This is a genomic window from Herbidospora daliensis (assembly GCF_001570585.1).
Lineage (GTDB): Bacteria > Actinomycetota > Actinomycetes > Streptosporangiales > Streptosporangiaceae > Herbidospora > Herbidospora daliensis.
Genome location: NZ_BBXF01000002.1, coordinates 1,714,795 through 1,737,224 on the forward strand (window position 1 = coordinate 1,714,795; position 22,430 = coordinate 1,737,224).

Below are 22,430 nucleotides of genomic sequence, written 5' to 3' on the forward strand. Positions count from 1 at the left end.
ATGGAGACCCTGGACAGGCCGGTCTTCGTCATCGGCTGCCCCCGCTCGGGCACCACGATGCTGCAGCTCATGCTGCACAGTCACCCGCGGATCGCGGTCCCGCCGGAGACCCGCTTCATGATCCAGGCATACCACGCACGACGGAAGCACGGCGACATGCGGCGCCCGGACAACCGGCGCCGCCTGGCCGAATGGGTGGCCGGCGGCAAGGACACCAAGTTCCGCGAACTGGGCCTCGACCGCGCCGAGTACGTCGACCACGCGGTGGCGGCCCCCGGCTCGCTCGGCTCGGTTTTGGGCACGGTGTTCCGCGACTACGCGGCCCGCTTCGGCAAGCCGAGGTGGGGCGACAAACGCCCCAGCTACTTCAAGCACGTGGGCATGCTGCTGCGCCTGTTCCCCGACGCCCAGTTCATCCACCTGGTCCGCGACGGCCGCGACTGCGTGGCCTCGCTGATGGAGATGCCCTGGTACAAACTGGACGTCTACCACGCCATCGCGAACTGGGCCGAGGCGATCGACTTCGGCCGCCACCACGCCGCCCACCTCCCGGCGGGCTCCTACTACGAACTCCGGTACGAGGACCTGACGGCCGACCCGGAGTCGTCGCTGAAGCGCCTGTGCGGCTTCATCGGCGAGGAATACGACCCGGCGATGTGCGAACCCCGGCACGTCGCCCAGGTGGCCGTGCCGGCCCACAAGGTCTGGCACGCCAACACCCACACGGCCGTGACCACCGCCCGCAGCGGCAGCTGGTCCAGCCGCCTGGAACCCTGGCAGATCTCGTTGTGCGAGACGGTTCTGGGCTCCCGCCTGGAAGCCCACGGCTACGACCTGAGCGACGCGCCCCGGGCCACCCGGGACCACCGCCTGGCCTACCAGACCACAGCGGCCAAGCGACGCGGCGCGCGACTGAAGCGCACCAGCCGCGACCGCCTGGTCCGCCTGTGGGAACCGGGCCCGATCCCGGCCCTGCTGACCGCGGGCCAACGATCCCTGGCGGGCCTGCCACCCCTGCCACGCCAGCAACTGGTCGAATCGTCTTGATCGACGGAGACGCCCCGCTCTTCCGGTGGGGCGTCTCCGCGTTCAGCGGCTCAGGTGGGTGAAGAGGATCTCCCACTGGTCGAGGACGGGTTCCAGGCGGAAGGCGTCCGCGTGGGTGCGGGCGGCCGCGCCCATTTCGGCTCTTCTCGGTTCGTCGTCCATCAGTTCCGTCAGGGCCGTCGCCAGGGCCGTCACGTCGCCCGGCGGGACCAGGACGCCCGTCACGCCGTCGTCGATCAGTGTCCGGACGCCGCCCGAGACGTCGAAGGCGATCGACGGGATGCCGAAGGCGGCCGCTTCGCCCAGGACCAGCGGGAAGCCCTCGTGGTCGCTCGACAGGGCGACCAGTGAGGCGGCGCGGTATTCGGTCGGCATCTCGCCCGCCGGGATCCGGCCGCGGAAGACGACCTGCTGCGACACGCCCTCGGTCACCGCGTGGAACATCAGGCGGTCGGTGTCGGGGCCGTCGCCGATCAGGTGGAGTTCCCAGTCGGGGCGGCCCGCGCGGGCGAAGGCGGAGATCAGGCGGTCGAAGCGTTTGACGCCCGTCAGGCGGCCGACGCCCAGGATGCGGAGCCGCCGCAGCGGCGACGGGCGGTGCGGCCAGCCGGGCAGCGGGTTCGGGATGTGCCAGGTGTTGGGCAGCAGCGCCTCCTCCGAGAAGCGCCACGCGTCGTCCTGGCTGAGGAAGACGGCCTGGTCGAGGTCGGCGTAGTGGGCCCTGACCGCGCCGAAGTGCCAGGTGCCGCGGGCGTGCGCGAACGAGCCGTGATACTGGCCGATGCCGCGGTGTCCGCCCAGGTGGCCCGACAGGCGGGCGACCACCCCCGGTGAGGTCATCACCAGCAGGCCGGGCGCGATGTCGTCCAGGAGCATGCGGGCGCGCCGGCCCGCGCCGAGACCCCAGCGCGGGCCCGCGGTGAGCTCGTGGTGGCCGTAGGCCGGGTCCTCGATGTAGGTCACCGGGTCGGCCGACGGGTGCAGGCCGATGATGTGGACGTCGTAGCCGCGCCGGGCCAGGCCCTGGGCCAGCGTGTGGGTGACGCGCTGCAGGCCGCCGAGCGCGTCGGCGTCCAGGCAGGCGAAGGAGACGGTGTTCACAGGGCGGCCTCCGTCGGCTGCGGGATCACGGCGACCGGCATCTCGGGCGTGACGCCGTCGAAGAACGCGTCGACGACCCGCGCCGCCGCGTGGCCGCGCTCCTCGGCGCACCACGTCCGGCGGAAGGCGGCGTAGCGTTCGGGGCTCCACGGGTCGCGGATCGCCGCGGCCAGGTCCCGCGTCGTGGTGACGCAGGGTCCGGGGGCGATCTCGGGCAGGTCGTACCGGCTGCCGCGTTCGGTCCGGCGGTAGGTCTCCCAGTCGTCGATGAGGAAGACCATCGGCTTGCCCGTCACGGCGAAGTCGCACATCAGCGAGGAGTAGTCGGTCACCAGCACGTCGGCGGCCAGCAGCAGGTCGTTGACCTCGGGATAGCCGCCGGCCTGGCGGGCGAACCACCGCAAATCCTGCGGGATCGGGTGTTTCTCGATCGGGTGGGTGCGCAGCACCAGGACCCACTCGTCGCCCAGTTCCGCCGCCAGCTCGCGCAGGTCGGCCCGGACCGAGGCCCCGCGGGACAGGTCGCGGTAGGTGGGCGCGTACACGACGATCTTCTTGGCGGCGGGGATCTCCAGGGCCGCGCGCACCCGCGCGGCCGCCTCGGGGTCGCCGTGGAACAGCACGTCGCAGCGGGGCGAGCCGTGGCGCAGGACCGGGCCGATGTACTCGTTCGAGGGCACGAAGGTGCGTTCGAACTCGGCGCCGGGGGAGACCAGGGCGTCCCAGCGGGCGACGTTGGCGCGCCACTCCTCGCGCGGGCCGGGGAAGTCGCCGCGCAGGTCGGGGGCGTCCAGGCCGGTCGACTTGATGCCCTGGCCGTGCCAGGTCTGCAGGTAGCGGGTGCCGCGCGGCTTCGGGAAGCCGAGGGGCATGCCGTGGCTGTCGACCCACCAGCCGGCGCGGGCCATGGTCCAGATGTGCCGCCAGCTCATCCGGCGCACCGTCGTCAGGTGCGTGGGGAACACCCCAGACGCCCGCGACCAGACGGCGCGCAGGCGCGACCCCCGGCGGACGAGCTCCTCGTGGACGTAGCGCGGGTGCCCGGTGTAGCCCCGGCCGCAGTCGGCCTCGAACAGCACCAGGTCCTTCTTGCGCGGGACGACCCGGATCAGCACCTTGTAGACCGCGAGTTTCACCTCGCGGACGCCCAGCCGCCTGCGCAGCCGTTTGGGCAGCCCGGCGGCCCGCAGGGCGTGCGGCCGGATGGACGGCCGCCGCGCGACGGCCCTGAGCAGGCCCGTGCGCCGCCAGTCGAGCCGCAGCGTCGCGGCGTCGCCGAGGGGGCGGGCGGTGATCTCGTACCCCTTGGTCTTCAGCGTCAGCGGCTCCATCCCCGCGCCGACCAGCAGCGGGTCGCTGGTGGTGTGGCCGTCGAGCGGGCGGGTGAAGCCCAGGCGCGGTTCGACGGCGACGCTGCGGCCGGGTGCGACGGCGGCCAGGTCGAGCGCGACCTCGGTCTCGATCGTCCCGTCGGGCCGGCGGCGCGGCATCAGCCGGATGCGGTGCTGCTTCGCGATGAGGTCGGCCACCGTGTCGAGCCCGACGACGCCGAAGGGGTCGTACGTGGTGATCGACATCGACAGGACCGATCCGCTGGCGGAGATCTCGGTGACCTCGTGGCGCAGCCGCGACTCAGAGAAGGGCAGCTCGGCCAGCCGCATCGCGGTGATCTCGAAGGCCGGGTCGGGTTCGCTGCCCCAGTAGGTCAGGCCGTCGGCCCTGGTCGCGTGCCGGGGCGGCGCCTTCGGGCCGGTCAGGCTGCGGGCGGCCACGCACAGGTCGTCGACCCGGTCGCGCAGCAGCAGTTCGCCGCAGACCCGCGTCATCGGGTCGGCCCCCTCCAGCACGCCCTCCTCCAGGCGCTCCAGGTAGGGGCGCATGACCGCCGACATCTCCTTGGCCCACGTCGCGTCGAACCTCGGCAGCGCGTTCAGGTAGACCCGCAGGTCCTGCTGGACGAACCGGGCCTGGCGGCGGGCGACCAGGTCGCCCATCCCGGCGTCGCGCAGCGCCTGGTCGGCGCTCTCGGCGGCGGCGACCCGGGCCCGCGCGTTGGCGACGTCGCGCAGGCTCAGCGAGATCGACCGTCTCTCGCCGGTCGCCCGGTGCCACAGGTAGACCGGCCACGGCACCACCGCGAACCGCCGCGCGCGGGCGTAGAGGCGGGCGGTGAAGACGTGGTCCTCGTAGAGGGCGTCCTCGCGGAAGCGCAGGTCGTGGGTGCGCAGGAACTCGACGTCGTAGATCTTGTTGGTGGCGAAGCCGTCGAGGAACAGGTCGGGTTCGGCCCGGATGCCCTCGACCGTGCGCCGGGGCGTGAACAGCTCGGGGTAGTAGGGCGCGCGGGCGCCGCTGTCGTCGTAGTGGCGCATGATCTGGCCCGCCACGAAGTCGGCGCCGGTGCGCTCGATCTCCGTGAGCAGCGCCTTGCAGGCGTGCCGGGGCAGCTCGTCGTCGCTGTCGAGGAACATGACGTAGGGCGCGCGCGCCGCGTCGAGCCCCGCGTTGCGCGGCGCGCCGCAGCCGCCGGAGTTGCTCTCGCGCCGGATGTAGCGCACGCCCGGGAACCGGCCGGCGACGTCGGCGGTGTCGTCGGTGCTGGCGTCGTCCACGACGATGATCTCGAGGTTCTGGAGGGTCTGGGCGTAGAGGGAGTGCACGGCCCTCGGGAGGCGGGCCGCGTCGTTGTAGGTGATCACGACCACACTCACAGCCGGTCGGGCCGCCATACCCACCCCCCATATCAGTAGAAAATCACTGATATGGGATGTTCCCTGACGAAATCGGACGATTGCCCTCTGTGGTCATCTTTTGCCGACGACTTACCGGCGGCCCCATCGCCGGACGACGTAAACGATCAGTCCGATCGCGCCGAGACCGCCCGCCACCGGGGCCAGCCGCTTGACCAGCGACGCCCCGGCGGCCTCCCGCAGGTCGAACGCCTCCTCCTCGGCGGTCCGGGAGGTGCGCAGCGTGCCGGGCGGGTAGGCGTGGACGGGGTCGGGGTCGGGGACGACCGTCAGATGCCGCCGGCCCTCGATCACCGCGGCCAGGTTGGCGGCGAACCGCGCGCCGACCTCGTCGAGCACCACCTGCGGCAGGTCGGTCGCGCACGTCGTCACGAGCGTGACCCGGGTGCCCGGGGGGTCTTCCAGCAGCCGGACGGTCAGGGCCGCCTCGGTCGCCCCGGTCGCGTGCACGCCCTCGGCGACGACGTCGACGGTCCGCCCGTCCTTGTCGGCGTTGGCGATCCGGACGGTGCCCCGGTGGTCGACCGTGACCGGGCCGACCCTGACCCGCATCCTCCCGGTGACCGTGTCGCCCTCGACGGAGTCGAGTGTGGCGCCGGGGAGGCAGGGGGCCAGCCGTTCAACGTCGAGGAGGACCGACCAGGCCTGGTCGACCGGGACCGGCACGGTGAACTCGTGCTCGAATCGCATGGCTCGACTCCGTTCTCTCAAAGCCGCTCCGGAGACAACTACCGCCAGACTCCGAACGTACGCCTGCGAACTCCCAGATCAACCCCCGGGTCACCGCTTCCGGATCACCTTGGCCAGGATTCCCGCGATGCCCGCCAGCCCCAGACCCCCGATGAGGATGGGCCCGATGACCGCCGGGTCGGGCGTCGGGTCGGTCAGATACTGCACCCCGACCCCCACGAACAGCAGGCCGCACAACAACGCCATCCAGTCGGTCCGGTGGCCCCTCTTGCGGTCGTTGCGCTCCGGCACGTCAGGCGCCACGGCGCACCTCCACGTCGCCGACGCCCGCCGAGACGTACAGCTCGATCGTGGGCGCGAGGCCCTCGGGGCTGGTCACCGGGTTGAGGACGCGGCTGATCTCGACGTCGGTGCCGTCGCTGACGAAGTGCTCGATCTTGACGTCGCCCAGGCGGGTGGTGCCGTGGACCTCGATGACGGCATCGGGCGGCACCACCACCGTGAGCTGGCCCAGCGACACCGAGGCGTCGAACCTCACTCTGGAGCCGGGCGCGAGTTCGAGGTCGGTCAGGTCGAGCTCGCCCGCCCCGACGCCCACGGCGTAGGTGCGCTGGGCGGCCGCGACCGTGGTCGGGTGCCAGCTGTAGCTGCCGACCCGCTTCGGTATGCCGGTGACCGACGTGCCGACCACCAGGGCCACCGCGACGATCACCCCGAGCGCGATCAGCCCGGCCCCCCGGCCGAACCAGGCGGCGACGAGCAGGCCCCCTCCGATGACGGCCAGCACCGCCCCGCCGACCATCGGCAGACTCACCGACTCGGTCCCGGGCTGCTGCACGGCGACCATGACCCCTCCAACGATCATTGCGAGCACGAATGTCAGGCCGCCGACGAAGGACCTTCGCTTTTTGACCTTGGGCGCCTTGGGCGCTCTGACGGGCGGTGGCGGCGGCGGCGCCTTCTTGGCGTAGGGGCCGTGCGGCGCGAACGCGTCGCCGGCCGCGTAGGCCGCCTGCCTGGCCTCGTACGCCAGGTCGGACAACCGCCGATAGCCGTCGGGGGCCTTCGGCCGGGGCGGCGGCGGTGGCGGGGGCGGCGGGGGCGTCGCCGGGTACTCCCTGGTGGGAGTCTGCGGCGCCTCCTGGGCCGCCGGTTCGGCGTCGGCCGAACTGGTCGACGGGTAGCGGCCGAACGAGGTCTGGTAGGACTCGCGGAACGACTCCTTCACCGTCTCCCGCAGGTTCCCGCCGGTCGCCCCCGTGGTGAAGGCTCCGAGTGTGAACGTCGAGGCGGTCGCGGGCGCCGGCTCCATCTTGGTGGTGCCCCGCCGGCCCGACAGCCGTTCGGGGATCGAGGTGATCAGCCCGAGCACGTCGACGCCCCGCGCGTGGGCCGCCAGCAGCGTGATCGCCAGCAGCACCCCCACCACGATCGTGCCCCGGTCGATGCCGCCCGAGGCCAGGTTGATCACCAGGCCGAGCGTGAAGACCGCCACGAGCAGGGCCATCACGGTCTCGGGGTCGAATATCCTGCGCGTCCACTGCTCCACGTGGCCGGGCCCCCCGCCCGGCTCGCGCATCAGCAGGAAGGCCGCGATGTAGAGGATCAAGCCGATGCCCGACCCCAGGAGCAGCACCGCGAACCCCACGCGGAACAGCACCGGGTCCATGCCCGTGAAACGGCCCATCCCGGCGCAGACGCCCATGAGCATGCGCCCGTCGGACGAACGGGCCAGCTGGATCTCCTCGGGTGGTGCCTCGGTCATGGTGCCCATCCTGTCCGTTTTCCCGGGACGACCGCCATCGGGGACGTCCCTGAAAGCCGTCTCAGGGGCTCGCCCTGATGCGGACGCGCGAGACGACATGTGACGATGCAGGAGCAATGTCGGATAACCCTGGCGCCGCCGAGGCGTCCCCCAGATTGATGAGGCCCCGGGCGGGGCGCGTGGTCGCCGGAGTCGCCCAGGGGGCCGCCGCTCAGCTGCGCCTCGACCCGGTCGTGCTGCGGCTGGCGTTCGTGTTGCTCACGATCCTCGACGGGGTCGGGGTGGTGGCGTACGCCGCCTTGTGGATGTTCACCGCGACCGAGCAGAACGAGCAGCAGCCCCACGGCACCCGCGACTGGGGCCAGGTGGCCGCCTACGGCCTGCTCGGGTTCGCCTTCGGGGCGCTCGCCCTGGTCAGCGGCGCGGCGGCCGGGGGCCTGGCCATGTGGCCGATCGCCGTCGGCGGGATCGGCTCCCTCATCCTGTGGCAGCAGGCCGAGCCGGGCCGGCGGCAGAAGTGGATGACCTCGACCGTCGGCCGGGTGCGCGCCACCTGGGTGCGCTCGGGCATCGGCCTGCTGCTCGTCGGCGTCGGCGTCATCGGCTTCCTGGCCGCGCAGGACCAGCTCGCGCAGGCCAGCACCGGGCTCGTGTTCACCGCGGTCGTGCTCGGCGGCGTCGCGCTGATCGCCGCGCCGTGGCTGGCCGGCCTGTGGCGCGAACTCCAGAAGGAGCGCACCGAGCGGATCCGGCAGGAGGAGCGGGCCGAGGTCGCCGCGCACGTCCACGACTCGGTGCTGCACACCCTGACCCTGATCCAGCGCGCCGCCCACGACCCCCGCGAGGTCACCCGCCTGGCCCGCAGCCAGGAACGCGACCTGCGCAACTGGCTCTACATGCCGAAACAGGACGCCGACGCCACCCTCGCCGCCGCCGTCCGGCGGGCCGCGGCCGAGGAGGAGGACGCCCACGGCGTGCCGATCGAGATCGTCTGCGTGGGCGACTGCGACCTCGACGACGGCCTGCGCGCGATGGTCCACGCGACCCGGCAGTCGATGGTCAACGCGGCGAAGTATTCCGAATCGCCCGTGGTATCGGTTTACCTTGAGGTCGAACCCGGCGAGGCGACCGTTTTCGTCCGGGATCGCGGGAAGGGGTTCGTGCTCGACGACGTACCGGACGACCGCATGGGCATCCGCCAGTCGATCATCGGCCGGATGGAGCGCTTCGGCGGCACGGCCCGCGTCAAGACGGCCCCCGGCGAGGGCACCGAGATCACGCTGACGATGAAGAGGACCACCCCATGAAGACGGTAAGAGTGCTGATCGTGGACGACCACCGGCTGTTCCGGTCGGGTGTGCGGGCCGAGCTCGGCCCCTCCATCCAGGTGGTCGGCGAGGCCGAGGACGTCGAGTCGGCCGTGGCCACGATCGCCGAGCTCGAACCCGACGTGGTCCTGCTCGACGTGCACATGCCCGGTGGCGGCGGGGTCGAGGTGCTGCGCCGGGTGCTGGGCTCCGGGGCGCAGGTCCGCTTCCTGGCCCTGTCGGTCTCCGACGCCGCAGAAGACGTCATCGGCGTCATCCGGGGCGGTGCCCGGGGCTACGTGACCAAGACGATCAGCGGCGCCGAGCTGACCGACGCGATCACCCGCGTGGCCGACGGCGACGCGGTCTTCTCGCCCCGCCTGGCCGGTTTCGTGCTCGACGCGTTCGCCTCGACCGAGGCCCCGCCGATCGACCCCGAGCTCGACTCGCTGACGCAGCGCGAGCGGGAGGTGCTGCGGCTGATCGCCCGGGGGTACGCGTACAAGGAGATCGCCAAGGAGCTGTTCATCAGCGTGAAGACCGTGGAGACCCACGTCTCCTCGGTGCTCAGGAAGCTCCAGCTGTCCAACCGCCACGAGTTGTCCCGCTGGGCGACCGCACGCCGACTGGTCTGAGAGCGCCGGGTGTGACACGCTTCACAAATGGGGCGTGACGTACCCGCGACGCAGTTCAGCCGCGACGACCGGCGACGCTACCGCGACAAGCTGAAGCGCTCGCTCGACGTGCTCGCCCGCATGCTCGGTGAGGCGCGGTTCGACTCCGAGCGGCCGCTGGCGGGCTTGGAGATCGAGCTCAACCTGGTCGACGACCGGGGCGAGCCGGCGATGAAGAACGCCGAGGTCCTCGACGCGATCTCGGCGCCCGACTGGGACACCGAGCTGGGCCAGTTCAACGTCGAGATCAACGTGGCCCCCCGCGAGCTGGGCGGGCCCGGCCTGGTCGAGCTGGAGCAGACCGTCCGCAACAGCCTCAACCACGCCGAGGAACAGGCCCGGACGGTCGGCGGCCACATGGTCCTGGTCGGCATCCTGCCGACGCTCAAGGAGAGCGACCTCTCCGAGGCGACCCTGTCGGCCAACCCCCGCTACAAGCTGCTGAACGAGCAGATCTTCGCGGCCCGGGGCGAAGACCTGCGCATCGCGATCGATGGCGTCGAGCGCCTGCACACCTACGCCGACAGCATCACCCCCGAGGCCGCCTGCACCAGCGTCCAGCTGCACCTCCAGGTCGGCCCGCGCAACTTCGCCGCCCACTGGAACGCCGCCCAGGCCATCGCCGGGCCGCAGGTCGCCGTGGCCGCCAACTCGCCCTACCTGTTCGGCAAGGAGCTCTGGCGCGAGACCCGGCTGAGCCTGTTCGAGCAGGCCACCGACACCCGTCCCGACGAGCTCAAGGCCCAGGGCGTCCGCCCCCGCGTCTGGTTCGGCGACCGGTGGATCACCTCGGTCTTCGACCTGTTCGAGGAGAACAACCGCTACTTCCCGGCGCTGTTGCCGCTCTGCGACGACGAAGACCCGGCGATGGTCCTGGAGGCCGGGGGAGTGCCCACGCTGAGCGAGCTGACCCTGCACAACGGCACGGTCTACCGCTGGAACCGCCCCGTGTACGACATCTCCGGCGGCCTGCCCCACCTGCGCGTGGAGAACCGGGTGCTGCCGGCCGGCCCGTCGGTGGCCGACATCCTCGCCAACGCGGCCTTCTACTACGGTCTGATGCGGGTGCTGCCCTTCGCCGACCGCCCGGTCTGGACGCAGATGTCGTTCTCGGCCGCCGCCGACAACCTGCACGCGGCGGCCCGGCACGGCATCGACGCCCGCCTCTACTGGCCCGGCATGGGCGAGGTCACCGCCTCCGAGCTGATCCTGCGCCGCCTGCTGCCGCTGGCCCACGACGGCCTGAACCTGTGGGGCTGCGACCCCAAGTGCCGCGACCGCCTGCTCGGCATCATCGAGCAGCGCTGCCTGACCGGGGTGACCGGCGCGACGTGGCAGGTCCGCAAGGTGCGCGAACACGGCGGCGGGCACGAGGGACTGCGCCGGATGACGCTGGAGTACATGGCCAACATGCACACCAACGAGCCCGTCCACCTCTGGGGCTAGAACTCCGGTCTTCTCAAGAAATATCCGCCTTTCGGCGGCAGGATGAGGGCGTGCAATTACCCAGGCTTCTGGTGCTCTCCCTCTTGGCCCTGACCATGTCGTGCGGTTCCGTGACCGCCCCCGATCCCGGCGCCGGACCGGCTCCCGAGGTGACCACGCCCGACCTGATCGAGACCGACCTCGACCCGTCCACCGACCCCCCGGGCTCCGACTGCGACGTCCAGGGCGAGAACTTCTCCGAGGACGTCCGCCTCGCCCGGTGCCTGACCGAGGAGTTCTGGACCCAGCAGTTCACCGCCTCCGGCGGCACCTACCAGCCGATCACCCGGTTCGTCGAGTACAGCGGCGACGACGGCCCCGACTGCGGCGGCCAGCCCGCCGTGCCGAACAACGCCTTCTACTGCCCCGACGGCCACTTCATCGCCTACGACGCGAACTGGCTGCAGGGCCTCTACGACCAGCTCGGCGACGGCGCCGTCTACCTGGTGATCCCGCACGAGTTCGGGCATTCGGTGCAGAACCAGCTGATGACGAACTTCGAGTTCTCCGTGCAGTCAGAGCTGCAGGCCGACTGCTACGCCGGCGGCACCATCAAGGGCCTGATCGACGGCAAGCGGCTGCAGGCGCAGCCGGGCGACGACGCCGAGCTGATGGCGAACCTGGAGAACGCCGGCGACCCGACCGACGCGTGGTGGGAGCCGGGGGCCCACGGCACCGCGCAGCAGCGGCAGCTCAACTTCGCCCGGGGCTTCCAACAGGGCGTCGGGGCCTGCTGAAAGGGCAGACCTACCTGATGGCTCACGCGATGGCGAGTGGACAGGCCCGGCCACGACGGGCGCAGCGGCCCGGCGCGGCACTCGGGGCGGCGCTGGGGGTGCTGGCCGTGGCCAACGTCCTCAACAACACGGTGGCCCGCCGCTACGCGCCGCTGACCTCGGCGGCGGCGACCGGCGCGCTGCTCCTGATCGCCCGGCGGGCCGGGGCGGGCGCCCGCGACCTCGGCTTCGCCTCACCCGCCAGGGGTGCGCTGATCGGCGGCGGCCTGGCCGCCGCCGTGGCGGCCGGCTACACCGGCGGCGTGCTGCTGCCCCCCACCCGGCGCCTGTTCATGGACGAACGGGCGCTGGCGCTGACCCGGGCCCGGCTGTTCGAGGAGGCGCTGCTCCAGGTGCCGGTCGGCACGGTCCTGCTGGAGGAGGTCGCCTTCCGCGGCGTGCTGCCGGAGCTGTTCGGCCACTCCTTCAAGCCCCGGACCGCCGCGGTGGCCTCGAACCTGCTGTTCGGGTTGTGGCACGTGCTGCCCGCCCTCGACATGGCCCGCGCCAACCCGGCCGCCGCCAGGGCGGGCACCCCCCGCCTGGTCGCCGGGACCGTCGCCACCACGACCCTGGCCGGTCTGGGCTTCCACGAACTGCGCCGGCGCGGGGGCCTGCTCGCCCCCGCGCTGCTCCACCTGGCGACCAACTCGCTGGGCTTCGTCGCGGCGCGCGGCGCCCGCCGCATGGACGTCAGGAAGAACCGCCGCTCAGCCGGTTGACATCACGTGGAACGACTCCGCGTACGTCCCCTCCGGCAACCCCCCGGCCCGCGCGTTGGCCGCCAGGAAGTTGGTGACGAAGCCCTCCAGGTCGTCCATGTGGCCGGTCTGCGACTCGTGGGCGCGCAGCGCGGCCAGCTTGCGGTCGAGGGTCGCGGTCACGTCGACCCAGTGGTTGGGGGTGGGGGAGCCGATCATCCAGACCTCCCTGACCGTCCACGCCTCCAGCCCCTCCTCCGTCAGCAGGTCGGGGAAGGCGTAGGGGTTGCGGGCGTCGGGGTAGACCGCGTCGAGCGCGGCCGAGCCGACCGCCCGGTGGTCGGGGTGGGTGGGGCCCAGCCGCACGTAGTTGCGCTCGGGCGTCGAGGTGATCACCAGGTCGGGCCTGACCTGGCGGATCACCCGGGCGATGTCCTTGCGCAGCGCCAGGGTCGCCTCGACGGCCCCGTCGGGATAGCCGAGGTGGCGGATGTCGCTCACCCCGACCAGCTTGGCGGCGGCCGCCTGCTCGGCCCGCCGGAGCTCGGCCATGCCGACGCCGTCGACGGCCCGGTCGAAGCCCCCGGCGTCGCCCGAGGTGGCCAGGAGGTAGACGACCTCGACGCCCCGGTCGGTCAGCGAGGCGACGGTGCCCGCGCCGCCGAAGTCGATGTCGTCGGGGTGGGCCGTCACCACCAGTACGGTGCGGATCTCGGCGGCGTCCAACATGGGGTCCTCCCGGAAGTCGTGCGGATGTTCGTTCACTTGAGCGAACTGTCGCTGCGCGGCCCTACGCTAGACGGGTGACCCATCCCTTGCTTGACGGCCTCAACCCCCAGCAGAAGGAGGCCGTCGTCCACCAGGGCGGCCCGCTCCTCATCGTCGCGGGAGCCGGTTCCGGCAAGACCAGGGTCCTGACCCATCGCATCGCCCATCTGCTGGCCGAGCGCGACGTCCACCCGGGCGAGATCCTCGCGATCACCTTCACCAACAAGGCCGCCCGCGAGATGAAAGACCGGGTCGACAAGCTGATCGGCCCGCGCTCCAAGGCCATGTGGGTGATGACCTTCCACAGCGCCTGCGTGCGCATCCTGCGCCGCGAGGCCAAGCGGCTGGGCTTCACCACCAGCTTCTCCATCTACGACCAGGCCGACTCCCAGCGGCTGATGGCCCTGGTCTGCCGCGAGATGGACCTCGACCCCAAGCGCTACCCGCCGCGGTCGTTCTCGGCCCAGGTCAGCAACATGAAGAACGAGCTGATCGACTACGAGACCGCCGCCGACAAGGCGCAGACCCACCTCGAGAAGACCCTCGCCGAGGCCTACCGCACCTACCAGCGCCGCCTCACCGAGGCCGGCGCGATGGACTTCGACGACCTGATCATGCTCACGGTCACGCTGTTCCAGCTGTTCCCCGACGTCGCCGAGCACTACCGGCGGCGCTTCCGCCACGTCATGGTCGACGAATACCAAGACACCAACCACGCGCAGTACATGCTGATCAAGGAGCTCGTCGGCGTCGACGACCCCGCCGAACTGGTCGTCGTGGGCGACGCCGACCAGTCGATCTACGCCTTCCGAGGGGCGTCGATCCGCAACATCCTGGAGTTCGAGCGCGACTACCCGTCGGCCAAGACGATCCTGCTGGAGCAGAACTACCGCTCCACCCAGACCATCCTCAACGCCGCCAACGCGGTCATCTCCCGCAACGAGAGCCGCAAGCCCAAGAACCTCTGGTCCGACCAGGGCGCCGGCCCCAAGATCATCGGCTACGTCGCCGACAACGAGCACGACGAGGCCACCTTCGTCGCCCAGGAGGTCGACCGCCTCTCCGACGACGAGGGCGTCACCCCCGGCCAGGTGGCGGTCTTCTACCGCACCAACTCGGCCTCCCGCGTCTTCGAAGAGATCTTCATCCGCACCGGCCTGCCCTACCGGGTCGTCGGCGGCGTGCGCTTCTACGAGCGCAAAGAGGTCAAAGACCTGCTGGCCTACCTGCGCGTGCTGGCCAACCCGAGCGACACCGTGTCGCTGCGCCGCATCCTCAACGTGCCCAAGCGCGGCATCGGCGACCGCGCCGAGGCGATGGTCGAGGCGTTCGCGTCCCGGGAGCGCGTCTCCTTCTGGGAGGGCCTGCGCCGCGCCGAAGAGGCCCACGGCATCGCGACCCGCTCGCTCAACCAGATCCGCGAGTTCGTCACCCTGCTCGACGACCTGCGGGCCAAGGAGCTGCCGATCTCCGACCTGGCCGAGGAGATCCTCACCTCGACCGGCTACCGCACCGAGCTCGAGACCTCCGGCGACCCGCAGGACGAGAGCCGCATCGAGAACCTCAACGAGCTGATCTCGGTCGCGTCGGAGTTCGAGGCGGCCAACCCCGAGGGCACCCTCGTCGACTTCCTCGAACAGGTCTCCCTGGTCGCCGACGCCGACTCGATCCCCGACCCCGACGGCGAGAGCGGCGGCGTGGTCACCCTGATGACCCTCCACACCGCCAAGGGCCTGGAGTTCCCCGTGGTCTTCCTGACCGCGATGGAAGACGGCGTCTTCCCCCACATGCGCTCCCTGAGCGACCCGAAGGAGCTCGAAGAGGAGCGCCGCCTCGCCTACGTGGGCATCACCCGCGCCGAGAAGCGCCTCTACCTGTCCCGCGCCGCCGTCCGCACCGCGTGGGGCGCCCCCTCCTTCAACCCGGCCTCCCGCTTCCTCGCCGAGGTCCCCCACGACCTGGTCGAGTGGCGCAACGACCCGAAGAAGAACGCGTGGGGCGCCGCGACCAAGCGCGAGACCCGCCCGCTCGCGAGCCGGGGCGGCGGCAAGCCCGCCGTCGTCTTCACCACGGGCGACCGCGTCACCCACGACCAGTTCGGCCTGGGCACGGTGCTCGAAATCGAGGGCGAGGGCGAGAAGACCCGCGCGAAGATCGACTTCGGCAGCGCGGGCGTCAAGACCCTCATGACCCACTACGCGAAAAGCCTCGAAAAGCTCTAACCGGGGCGCTCCGACGCTGCTTTCCTCGCTACTGGCGACGGGTCCCACTGTTGGCGCGCCTTTCGCGCCGCCGCGCGAGGTCTTCTTTCCGTTACGGCTCCGCCCACCCCGGCACCGCCCGGCCGCTCCCGGCCCGCGCCGCATCCGGCGCCGACGACCGCTCCCGCCCGCGCCCGTGAGACGGCCCCTCGTGAACCCGCCAAACGAGTCCCTCAGGATCGGTTCCCCGGATCGGTTCCCCGGATCGGTTCCCCGTGATCTGTGGCGCAGGGATTGGTGGCGCGGGATTGGTGGCGCGGGATTGGTGGCGTGGGGAGTCGCGGGCCGGGGATCAAGATCTGGGAATGGGTGACGTGTGGGGGTGGAATGCGATATTTCCTGACGCGTACACCCGTGAGACGAGGATCACATGGCCGGCGAACTGATCGACGTGCACGCCCACTTCGTGACCGGTGACTACGTCGCCGCCGCCTCCGAGGCGGGGCACGTCACCCCCGACGGCATGCCCCGGTGGCCGGCCTGGACCCCCGACGGCCACCTGAACCTCATGGACGTCAACGGCATCCGCAAGTCGTTCCTGTCGGTCTCCTCGCCCGGCACCCACTTCGGCGACGACGTGGCGGCCCGGAAGCTCTCGCGGCAGGTCAACGACTACGCCGCCGACCTGGTGCACCGGCATCCCGACCGGTTCGGCCACTTCGCCTCGTTGCCGCTGCCCGATGTGGAGGGGGCGCTGGCGGAAGCCGTCCACGCCCTTGACGAGCTGGGCAGTGACGGGGTGGCCCTGATGAGCAACGCCCACGGCCGCTACCTGGGCGACGCGGCCTACGAGCCGCTGTGGGAGGAGCTCGACCGGCGGCGGGCGGTGGTGTTCGTGCACCCGACCTCGCCGGTGAACCACGAGCAGGTCGCGCTCGGGCGGCCGAGGCCGATGCTGGAGTTTATTTTCGACACCACCCGGACCGTCTCCGACCTGGTGTTCTCGGGGGTCCTGGCCCGGCATCCGGGCATCAGGTGGATCTTCACCCACGGCGGGGGCGCGCTGCCGCTGCTGTCCGACCGCATGGAGTTGTTCCGGACCGCCTTCTTCGGCGGCTCGCCCGACGACCCCTCGGTGCTCGACCAGGTCGGGCGGTTGTGGTTCGACATCGCCGGCACGCCGTTCCCCCGGCAGGTGCCCGCCCTGGAGAAGGCCGTCGGCGCCGACCAGATCCTCTACGGCAGCGACTACTGCTTCACGCCGCCCCCGGCGGTGGCCGCCCAGGTGGCGTCGGTCGACGCGGCCTGGCGGGCGCTGACCACGGCCAACGCCCGCCGGCTGCTGTCGCGCGCGACCTGAGTCAGGACGCCTTGCCGACGAGGCGGCCCAGCGGGGCGCTCATCTCGTCGAGGCCGCTGAGGTCGAGCTCGTCCATCTCGGCGACGCCCTCGGTGGGGGCCTTGATGGACACCTTCGAGCCCCAGCCCGTGTAGCGGGTGTCGGCGGTGATGAGCGGCAGGTCCGCGATGCCGAGCGTCGACGCCTTGGTCGTGCTGACCACGCGGACCACCAGGCCCTTGGCGTTCACGTAGAGCTTGTAGGAGATGACGCCCTTCTTCTGCGCCGCGGTGGGACGGTCCGTGTGGCTCTGGATCCACTTCGAGGTCGAGTAGACCTCCCCGAAGGTGATCTTGCCGGTGTACACGGAGCCGGCCCGCTTGGCCTTCTTCACGAGCTTCTGGAGCGTCATCGGCTCGGTGGGGTTGAGGTACTGACCGAACATCCCGGTCAGCCCGGCGGCCGGACCGCCGGGGGCGCGCAGCCAGGTCTTGTCCTCCGGCAGGTAGCCGCCGAACATGCCGCCCTTGATGTAGGCGACGGAGCCGATCTTGACGACCTGCTCGGGCTTGAGGAGCGGCTGGATGTTCTCCGGCATCTCCGCGATGTCGGCGGCCTTGAGGTTGAACTTGGTGGAGATGTCCGACGCGGCCACGCCGGAACGGCCGAACTGGAACGTTCCCGTCCGGCGGGTCATGATCTGCTTGCCGGCGAGGAACTTGTCACTGAACTTCACGCCGATCCCGGTCTTGAACTGCGCCTTGAGCGCGGTGACCGGGTTCGGGGCGGCCTGCGCGGGCGCCGCGCCGACAGCGGTGACGGCCGCGACGGCCGTGGCGCATGCCGCGATGGCGAGGATTCGCCTCATGGTGGGGTTCCTCCGATGAGTCCCTTGAGGGGAGAGGGGACAGGGGAGGATTCTGCCGGAACATCTATCTCAAATCGATCACTTATCGCGTCTTTTCACAAACTTCACACTCGAATCACCAACAAAGTCCGTCAAGCCGACGCTTCCCCGAGACGTCGGCACCGCCGGGTTACAGTGCGAACCATGGAATCCAGGATCAGGATCGTCGTCGCCAAACCCGGGCTCGACGGTCACGACCGCGGCGTGAAGGTCGTCGCCCGCGCCCTGCGTGACGCGGGCATGGAAGTCGTCTACACAGGTCTGCACCAGACCCCGGAGCAGATCGTCCGCACCGCCATCCAGGAGGACGCCGCCGCGATCGGGCTGTCGATCCTCTCGGGCGCCCACATGACCCTGTTCGCGAAGGTGATGGACCTCCTGCGCGAACAGGACGCCACCGACATCGTCGTCTTCGGCGGCGGAATCATCCCCGAGGAGGACATCCCCGAGCTCCGCGCCATGGGCGTCAAGGGCATCTTCACCCCCGGCGCGACCACCGACGAGATCGTCGAGTGGGTCAAGACGACGATCCCCACCGCCGTCTGAGCGGGGCCCGACTCGCCCATTCGGTACGTATCCGGGAGCCCTCCCACCCCCATCCCGGACGTCTAGTACATAACGGGAAAGTCGGCAACCCCCAAACGCCCCCCTATGACCGCGCCACGCACGGCCTGGGGCTAGGCTTTCTGCGCGGAAATGCCAGGCAGGACGACGGCGCCCTGTCCAGTGGCGCCCTCGACATTCAAAGGGACGGACCCTCGTGGACCTGTTCGAACATCAGGCGAAGGAGCTCTTCGCCGCGTACGGCATCCCGGTGCCGCGCGGAATCGTCGCGCACACCGTGGCTGAGGCACGGGCGGCGGCCGAACAACTGACCGGGCGGGTCGTGGTCAAGGCCCAGGTCAAGACCGGTGGCCGGGGCAAGGCCGGCGGCGTGAAGGTGGCCGACGACGCCAACGACGCCGAGGCGAAGGCCACCGCCATCCTCGGCATGGACATCAAGGGCCACACGGTCCACAAGGTCCTGATCGAAGAGGCGAGCGACATCGCGGAGGAGTACTACTTCTCCTTCCTGCTCGACCGTGCGAACCGTACCTTCCTCGCGATCTGCTCCGCCGCCGGCGGCATGGACATCGAAGAGGTCGCGCACACCGCCCCCGAGAAGGTGGCGAAGGTCCCGGTCAACCCGATCGACGGGATCGACCGGGCGAGGGCGCGCGAGATCGCGCAGGCGGGCGGGCTGCCCGAGAAGTCGCTCGACGGGGCCGCCGAGCTCATCGAGCGCCTGTGGGCCGTCTTCGTCGACGAAGACGCCTCGCTCGTCGAGGTCAACCCGATGATCCTCGCGGCCGACGGCCAGGTGAAGGCGCTCGACGGCAAGGTCACCCTCGACGCCAACGCCGACTTCCGCCAGAAGGAGCACGAGGCGTACGTCGACAAGGCGGCCGAGGACCCGCTCGAGGCGCGGGCCAAGGAGAAGCACCTCAACTACGTGAAGCTCGACGGCAGCGTCGGCATCATCGGCAACGGCGCCGGTCTGGTCATGTCCACCCTCGACGTGGTCGCCTACGCCGGCGAGCAGTTCGCCGGCTCGCCGAAGCCCGCCAACTTCCTCGACATCGGCGGCGGCGCCTCGGCCGAGGTGATGGCCAACGGGCTGGAGATCATCCTGTCCGACCCGGCCGTGAAGTCGGTGTTCGTGAACGTCTTCGGCGGCATCACCGCCTGCGACGCGGTCGCCGACGGCATCGTCAGCGCCTTCAAGCTGCTGGGCGACCGGGGCGAGGCGGTCACCCGCCCGCTCGTGGTCCGCCTCGACGGCAACAACGCGGCGCTGGGCCGCGAGATCCTGCAGAACGCCGCCCTCCCGGGCGTCGAACTGGTCGACACCATGGACGACGCGGCCAAGCGCGCCGCCGAACTCGCCGCGGTAGGTGCGTAATGGCCATCTGGCTCACCGAGAAAAGCCGAATCATCGTCCAGGGCATCACGGGGTCGGAGGGCACCAAGCACACCCTGCGCATGCTGGCCTCCGGCGCCAACGTCGTCGGCGGCGTGAACCCGCGCAAGGCGGGCACCACCCACGAGGGCCTGCCGGTGTTCGCGACCGTCGCCGAGGCGATGGAGAAGACCAAGGCCGACGTCAGTGTCATCTTCGTGCCGCCGGCCTTCACCGCGGGCGCGGTCAAGGAGGCGATCGACGCCGAGATCCCGCTCGCGGTCGTCATCACCGAGGGCGTGCCGATCCACGACACGACCGAGTTCTGGGCCTATGCCACCAAGAAGGGCAACAAGACCCGGATCATCGGCCCGAACTGCCCGGGCATCGCCTCGCCCGGCGCCTCCAACGCCGGCATCATCCCCGCCGACATCACCACCCCGGGCCGCATCGGCCTGGTCTCGAAGTCGGGCACGCTGACCTACCAGCTCATGTACGAGCTGCGTGACTTCGGCTTCTCGACGGCGGTCGGCATCGGCGGCGACCCGGTCATCGGCACCACCCACATCGACGCCCTCCAGGCGTTCCAGGACGACCCGGGCACCGACGCCATCGTCATGATCGGCGAGATCGGCGGCGACGCCGAGGAGCGCGCGGCGGCCTACATCGAGAAGAACGTGACCAAGCCCGTCGTGGCCTACGTCGCGGGCTTCACCGCCCCCGAGGGCAAGACGATGGGCCACGCCGGCGCCATCGTGTCGGGTTCGGCCGGCACCGCGCAGGCGAAGAAGGAAGCGCTGGAGAAGGTCGGCGTCCGCGTCGGCAAGACCCCCAGCGAGACCGCCCGCCTCATGCGGGAGATCATGCAGAACCGCTAGTCGTTCCCCGAGAACCCCGGCCGCAAGCGCCGGGGTTCTCGTTTTTCCCAAGGACAAACGGGACGGCCCATCGGCGCGGCGTGACCGAGATACGGCCCTCCCTTGAGAGCATCGGCTACTGTGACGGCGCTTCTCGACCAGATTCGGACAGTCCCCCGGGCCGTCTTCGGCGACGACGACCGGCGTCCGCTGCCGGTCTCGGGCATGCTGGCCGCGGCGGGCACGCTCGGCATCGGCCTGGCGGTGCTCACCACGCTGACGCTGATCGGCTGGATCGCGGCGCCCCGCGGCACGTTCGGCTCGGGGCTGCCGGGGGTGTTCCGGACCGCCTGCCAGTTGTGGCTGGCCGCCCACCACGCCGGGTTCGAGATCCCGGGCGGCGGCCGGGTGGGCCTGCTCCCGCTGGGCCTGATGATCCTGCCGGGCACCCTGCTCTACCGGGCCGGGTTGTGGATGGCCCGCGACGCCGACCTGCGGCTGCGGCTGCCCGCGCGGCTGCCGAAGGGCTCGTCCAAGGACCTGGCGAACGCCCGCCGCAAGGCCCAGCTGATCCTGATCGCCCGCGCCGGCATCTCGCTGGCCGCGCCCTACGCCCTGCTGGCCGGGGTGATCGCCCTGGTGGGGGCCAACGAGGTGACCCGGCCGTCGGTGGCCGAGGCGCTGATCAGCCACCTGCTGCTGGCGTTCCTGGCCGGGTCGGTGGCCGTCGCCCGCACGATCGGGCCGTGGCGGGCGATGGTCCGGCTGCTGCCCGAACGGCCGCGCTCGGTCGTGGTCGGCACGTTCGTCGCCGTGTCGCTGATGCTCGGGGCCGGGCTGCTGCTGGTGCTCGGCATGATCACCGTCAAGTTCGGCGAGATCAAGGCCCTCACCGACGCGCTCAACCCCGGTCTGGTGGGCGGCGCGCTGCTGGCGCTGGTCGAGACGCTCTACCTGTTCAACGCCGGGATCTGGGGGATGGCGTACATCACCGGGGCCGGGTTCGTCATCGGGACCGGCACCCTGGTCGCGCCGACCGGGGTGAAACTCGGCACGATCCCGTCGTTGCCGCTGCTGGGCGCGCTGCCCGAGTCGGGCCCGGTGTCGCCGTGGCTGATGGCCGTGGTGGCGCTGCCGTTCGCGGCCGGGGCGGTGGCCGGGGTGGTGGTCGCCCGCATCGCGCCCACGCCGTCGCTGGAGGCGGCGCCGCTGTGGGGGTTCGTCTGCGGGCTGAGTTCCGGCGCGGTCGCCGGGCTGCTGGCGGCGTTGTCGGGTGGCCCGCTGGGCGGCGCGCGCATGGTCGCCGTCGGCCCGTCGGCCTGGGAGGTGGCCTTCTCGGTCACCCTCGAAGTGGGCGTGGCGGCGGGCATCTCGGCCGGCTTGGCCAACTGGTGGCTGATCTCCCACACCCCGGCGGAGAAGCCGATCGCCGAGGTCGTCACGAAGGTCAAGAAGAAGCGCAAGGCGAAGAAGGAGCCGCTGCCCGGTCACTGGATGGACGCCACCGAGGCCGACACCATCCCGATCCCGGTGATCCGCGACGTCGAGCCCGACGACCACGCCGTCGAGACCTTCGCCCGCAAACGCTCGACCCCGATCAGGCCCGACGACGACGAGGAGCCGATCGACGATCCGACCGGCGCCCACGTCACTTACCTGAACAGCAAAGACGACTAGGGAGCCGCGATTCCGCCGCGCAGGCGCTCGGCGTGCCGTGTCTGATTGGCCAGCGCGCGGCGCAGGAAGGTCTCGATGAGCTCGAGCTCGCCGACGGTGAACCGGAGCAGCTCGGCACGGGCGTCGTCGGCGATCGGCCCCCAGATTTCCTGAACGTCGGCTCGCCCCTTCCCGGTCAGATGCACCCGCACGCGACGCCGGTCGGCCGTGTCCCGGACCCGTTCGACCAGGCCGGCCTGCTCCAGCCGGTCGATGGCGGTGGTGGCCGCGCCTCCGGTGAGACCGGCGGCGGCGGCCAGTTCGCTCGCGGTGAGCGGGCCGCGTGCCGTCAGCCGGCTCAGGCATCTCAGGTCGGTGCGGTTGACGCCGAGCCGCCGGGCGGCGAGTTCGTCGATGAGGTCGGTGGCGTCCTGCAGCTCCTGAACACCCCTGGTCACGGCCTGAAC

Annotated in this window: 20 protein-coding genes; 12 read left to right on the forward strand and 8 right to left on the reverse strand. The window is 71.1% G+C overall.

Annotation, left to right across the window (positions count from 1 at the left end):
* Window positions 1-1,047, forward strand: coding sequence for a sulfotransferase family protein (locus AW274_RS14490; protein ID WP_062431467.1), 1,047 nt, complete (start codon window positions 1-3; stop codon window positions 1,045-1,047).
* A gap of 42 nt (window positions 1,048-1,089) precedes the next feature.
* Here AW274_RS14490 and AW274_RS14495 read toward each other — a convergent pair whose 3' ends face one another.
* From AW274_RS14495 to AW274_RS40270, 5 genes are all read right to left on the reverse strand, one after another.
* Window positions 1,090-2,148, reverse strand: a complete 1,059-nt coding sequence (locus tag AW274_RS14495; protein ID WP_062431468.1) for a glycosyltransferase — start codon at window positions 2,146-2,148, stop codon at window positions 1,090-1,092.
* On the reverse strand, window positions 2,145-4,859 hold the full coding sequence (locus tag AW274_RS14500) for a CDP-glycerol glycerophosphotransferase family protein (protein WP_232320103.1): 2,715 nt from the start codon (window positions 4,857-4,859) through the stop codon (window positions 2,145-2,147). Before AW274_RS14500 ends, AW274_RS14495 begins: the two co-directional genes overlap by 4 nt.
* A 111-nt stretch (window positions 4,860-4,970) precedes the next feature.
* Window positions 4,971-5,588, reverse strand: coding sequence for an SRPBCC domain-containing protein (locus AW274_RS14505; RefSeq protein ID WP_062431469.1), 618 nt, complete (start codon window positions 5,586-5,588; stop codon window positions 4,971-4,973).
* A gap of 90 nt (window positions 5,589-5,678) precedes the next feature.
* Window positions 5,679-5,891 (reverse strand): hypothetical protein, encoded by a 213-nt coding sequence (locus tag AW274_RS14510; protein ID WP_062431470.1) that lies wholly within the window; start codon window positions 5,889-5,891, stop codon window positions 5,679-5,681.
* On the reverse strand, window positions 5,881-7,353 hold the full coding sequence (locus tag AW274_RS40270) for a PspC domain-containing protein (protein WP_198169176.1): 1,473 nt from the start codon (window positions 7,351-7,353) through the stop codon (window positions 5,881-5,883). Before AW274_RS40270 ends, AW274_RS14510 begins: the two co-directional genes overlap by 11 nt.
* A 158-nt stretch (window positions 7,354-7,511) precedes the next feature.
* Here AW274_RS40270 and AW274_RS14520 point away from each other — a divergent pair, with 158 nt between their 5' ends.
* The 5 genes from AW274_RS14520 to AW274_RS14540 are packed head-to-tail and all read left to right on the forward strand — an operon-like array spanning window position 7,512 to window position 12,317.
* On the forward strand, window positions 7,512-8,660 hold the full coding sequence (locus AW274_RS14520) for an ATP-binding protein (RefSeq protein ID WP_232320104.1): 1,149 nt from the start codon (window positions 7,512-7,514) through the stop codon (window positions 8,658-8,660).
* Window positions 8,657-9,295 carry a response regulator gene (locus AW274_RS14525; RefSeq protein ID WP_030451408.1) on the forward strand — a complete coding sequence of 213 codons (639 nt, stop codon included), beginning with the start codon at window positions 8,657-8,659 and terminating at the stop codon, window positions 9,293-9,295. The genes AW274_RS14520 and AW274_RS14525 overlap by 4 nt, the downstream gene beginning before the upstream one ends.
* A gap of 27 nt (window positions 9,296-9,322) precedes the next feature.
* Window positions 9,323-10,780: a glutamate-cysteine ligase family protein gene (locus tag AW274_RS14530; protein ID WP_062431473.1), complete on the forward strand. Its 1,458-nt coding sequence runs from the start codon at window positions 9,323-9,325 to the stop codon at window positions 10,778-10,780.
* A 50-nt stretch (window positions 10,781-10,830) separates the two neighbouring features.
* Entirely contained in the window at window positions 10,831-11,556 is a 726-nt protein-coding gene (locus tag AW274_RS14535; protein ID WP_062431474.1) for a neutral zinc metallopeptidase, read from the forward strand.
* A gap of 17 nt (window positions 11,557-11,573) precedes the next feature.
* The gene (locus AW274_RS14540; RefSeq protein WP_083974160.1) at window positions 11,574-12,317 is read left to right on the forward strand and encodes a CPBP family intramembrane glutamic endopeptidase; all 744 of its coding nucleotides are present in this window, start codon (window positions 11,574-11,576) and stop codon (window positions 12,315-12,317) included.
* On the opposite strand, the gene AW274_RS14545 is transcribed toward AW274_RS14540, so the two are convergent.
* On the reverse strand, window positions 12,306-13,025 hold the full coding sequence (locus AW274_RS14545; protein ID WP_062432036.1) for a PIG-L deacetylase family protein: 720 nt from the start codon (window positions 13,023-13,025) through the stop codon (window positions 12,306-12,308). The genes AW274_RS14540 and AW274_RS14545 overlap by 12 nt on opposite strands.
* 74 nt (window positions 13,026-13,099) lie before the next feature.
* Between AW274_RS14545 and pcrA the strand changes: the two genes are divergently transcribed.
* Window positions 13,100-15,286, forward strand: a complete 2,187-nt coding sequence (pcrA, locus tag AW274_RS14550) for a DNA helicase PcrA (RefSeq protein WP_232320105.1) — start codon at window positions 13,100-13,102, stop codon at window positions 15,284-15,286.
* Window positions 15,287-15,695: 409 nt separating this feature from the next.
* Window positions 15,696-16,625, forward strand: a complete 930-nt coding sequence (locus AW274_RS14555; protein WP_062431475.1) for an amidohydrolase family protein — start codon at window positions 15,696-15,698, stop codon at window positions 16,623-16,625.
* A gap of 1 nt (window position 16,626) precedes the next feature.
* On the opposite strand, the gene AW274_RS14560 is transcribed toward AW274_RS14555, so the two are convergent.
* Window positions 16,627-17,472, reverse strand: coding sequence for a hypothetical protein (locus AW274_RS14560; protein ID WP_062431476.1), 846 nt, complete (start codon window positions 17,470-17,472; stop codon window positions 16,627-16,629).
* A 183-nt stretch (window positions 17,473-17,655) separates the two neighbouring features.
* Here AW274_RS14560 and icmB point away from each other — a divergent pair, with 183 nt between their 5' ends.
* From icmB to AW274_RS14580, 4 genes are all read left to right on the forward strand, one after another.
* Window positions 17,656-18,057 carry a coenzyme B12-dependent isobutyryl CoA mutase small subunit gene (icmB, locus tag AW274_RS14565; protein ID WP_062431477.1) on the forward strand — a complete coding sequence of 134 codons (402 nt, stop codon included), beginning with the start codon at window positions 17,656-17,658 and terminating at the stop codon, window positions 18,055-18,057.
* A 214-nt stretch (window positions 18,058-18,271) separates the two neighbouring features.
* The gene (sucC, locus tag AW274_RS14570) at window positions 18,272-19,453 is read left to right on the forward strand and encodes an ADP-forming succinate--CoA ligase subunit beta (protein ID WP_062431478.1); all 1,182 of its coding nucleotides are present in this window, start codon (window positions 18,272-18,274) and stop codon (window positions 19,451-19,453) included.
* A complete protein-coding gene (gene sucD, locus AW274_RS14575) occupies window positions 19,453-20,328 on the forward strand; it encodes a succinate--CoA ligase subunit alpha (RefSeq protein ID WP_062431479.1) in 876 nt (291 codons plus the stop codon). The genes sucC and sucD overlap by 1 nt, the downstream gene beginning before the upstream one ends.
* A 120-nt stretch (window positions 20,329-20,448) precedes the next feature.
* Complete coding sequence (locus tag AW274_RS14580; RefSeq protein WP_062431480.1) at window positions 20,449-21,984, forward strand: cell division protein PerM; 1,536 nt, start codon at window positions 20,449-20,451, stop codon at window positions 21,982-21,984.
* Here the strand turns inward: AW274_RS14580 and AW274_RS14585 are convergent.
* On the reverse strand, window positions 21,981-22,421 hold the full coding sequence (locus tag AW274_RS14585) for a MarR family winged helix-turn-helix transcriptional regulator (RefSeq protein ID WP_062431481.1): 441 nt from the start codon (window positions 22,419-22,421) through the stop codon (window positions 21,981-21,983). The two genes, AW274_RS14580 and AW274_RS14585, sit on opposite strands and share 4 nt — an antisense overlap.
* Between the last annotated feature and the right edge of the window lie 9 nt (window positions 22,422-22,430).

What these genes read in the sequence shown, in the direction of transcription:
- AW274_RS14505 (WP_062431469.1), bottom strand. Translation starts at nt 5,588, where the DNA reads ATGCGATTCGAGCACGAGTTCACCGTGCCGGTCCCGGTCGACCAGGCC.
- AW274_RS14525 (WP_030451408.1), top strand. Translation starts at nt 8,657, where the DNA reads ATGAAGACGGTAAGAGTGCTGATCGTGGACGACCACCGGCTGTTCCGG.
- icmB (WP_062431477.1), top strand. Translation starts at nt 17,656, where the DNA reads ATGGAATCCAGGATCAGGATCGTCGTCGCCAAACCCGGGCTCGACGGT.
- sucD (WP_062431479.1), top strand. Translation starts at nt 19,453, where the DNA reads ATGGCCATCTGGCTCACCGAGAAAAGCCGAATCATCGTCCAGGGCATC.
- AW274_RS40270 (WP_198169176.1), bottom strand. Translation starts at nt 7,353, where the DNA reads ATGACCGAGGCACCACCCGAGGAGATCCAGCTGGCCCGTTCGTCCGAC.
- AW274_RS14530 (WP_062431473.1), top strand. Translation starts at nt 9,323, where the DNA reads ATGGGGCGTGACGTACCCGCGACGCAGTTCAGCCGCGACGACCGGCGA.
- AW274_RS14555 (WP_062431475.1), top strand. Translation starts at nt 15,696, where the DNA reads ATGGCCGGCGAACTGATCGACGTGCACGCCCACTTCGTGACCGGTGAC.
- AW274_RS14540 (WP_083974160.1), top strand. Translation starts at nt 11,574, where the DNA reads ATGGCTCACGCGATGGCGAGTGGACAGGCCCGGCCACGACGGGCGCAG.
- AW274_RS14560 (WP_062431476.1), bottom strand. Translation starts at nt 17,472, where the DNA reads ATGAGGCGAATCCTCGCCATCGCGGCATGCGCCACGGCCGTCGCGGCC.
- AW274_RS14490 (WP_062431467.1), top strand. Translation starts at nt 1, where the DNA reads ATGGAGACCCTGGACAGGCCGGTCTTCGTCATCGGCTGCCCCCGCTCG.
- AW274_RS14520 (WP_232320104.1), top strand. Translation starts at nt 7,512, where the DNA reads ATGAGGCCCCGGGCGGGGCGCGTGGTCGCCGGAGTCGCCCAGGGGGCC.
- AW274_RS14545 (WP_062432036.1), bottom strand. Translation starts at nt 13,025, where the DNA reads ATGTTGGACGCCGCCGAGATCCGCACCGTACTGGTGGTGACGGCCCAC.